We start from the raw sequence: 914 nt of genomic DNA on the forward strand, positions 1-914 counted from the left end.
TATGCTTGAACAATGATGCCCTTATCAAACGTACAGTTGACATTGAATTTCCCCTCAATCAAAATGATGGAATGCATAAAAATCCTACGAAACAGACAGCTCGAATTATCATCATTCCATAGGAATGGTGGGATTGTTGATGCGTCACTAATTTATCAAACCCGCCCAAGAGGCGGGTTTTCTATTTCTGCCTCTGGGTAATAGTCCTTGGAGGAACTAGAATGAAAAAAGTAGCAGTTTTCGGTAAGCCAGCTAATGGGAAATCCACTTTAAGCAAAAGACTTGCATCAGCCACCGGAATAAAATTGTATGCTTTGGATTCAATTTTATATGAACAGAATGGCCAAGAGATAGATAGGGAAAGCTATGAAGAGGCTCACGAGAACATTCTCTCCTCTGAAGAGTGGATTATTGAAGGTTTTGGCCCAATAAACTCATTGAATTCTTTCCATAGACGCTTGGAAGAAGCCGACACTCTTATCTACATAGAGTTGCCTTACTTGGTAACCTATTGGTTAGTAGCCAAGCGGTTCATTAAAGGGTTGGTCAAAAAACCAGAAGGTTGGCCTGATGGGAGTTCTATATTAAAGGGGACGCTTAATAGCTACAGGGTATTAAAGCTTTGCCCCCAATTTTGGAACAATGGGTTCTTACAAAAGCTGGAGAAACTATCGGAAAACAAGACACTGTATGTCATTCGGTCGATTTCTGAGTTAAATAACTTTATTGAGGAAAATGTGCAATAAATCGCATATAACAAGCACATTAAAAATCGCCCACAAAAACCGTGGGCTGGACTCGCTGACGCTCGCCTTTTATGTGAGCGTTATGCGATATTGAGTTTATGGTAATTATGCGCAATTTTTTTGTTTTTATATTAGCTCTTTTCCCTTCTTATTCGTCGGTTGCATCTG

1 protein-coding gene is annotated in these 914 nt (G+C 39.7%); it reads left to right on the forward strand.

What is annotated here, in order from left to right:
- The first annotated feature begins 221 nt into the window (after positions 1-221).
- Positions 222-746, forward strand: a complete 525-nt coding sequence (locus AX660_RS02545; RefSeq protein ID WP_068371993.1) for a P-loop NTPase family protein — start codon at positions 222-224, stop codon at positions 744-746.
- The last annotated feature ends 168 nt before the right edge of the window (positions 747-914 follow it).

It is taken from the genome of Paraglaciecola hydrolytica (assembly GCF_001565895.1).
In the GTDB taxonomy this organism is placed as follows: Bacteria; Pseudomonadota; Gammaproteobacteria; order Enterobacterales; family Alteromonadaceae; genus Paraglaciecola; species Paraglaciecola hydrolytica.

What these genes read in the sequence shown, in the direction of transcription:
- AX660_RS02545 (WP_068371993.1), top strand. Translation starts at nt 222, where the DNA reads ATGAAAAAAGTAGCAGTTTTCGGTAAGCCAGCTAATGGGAAATCCACT.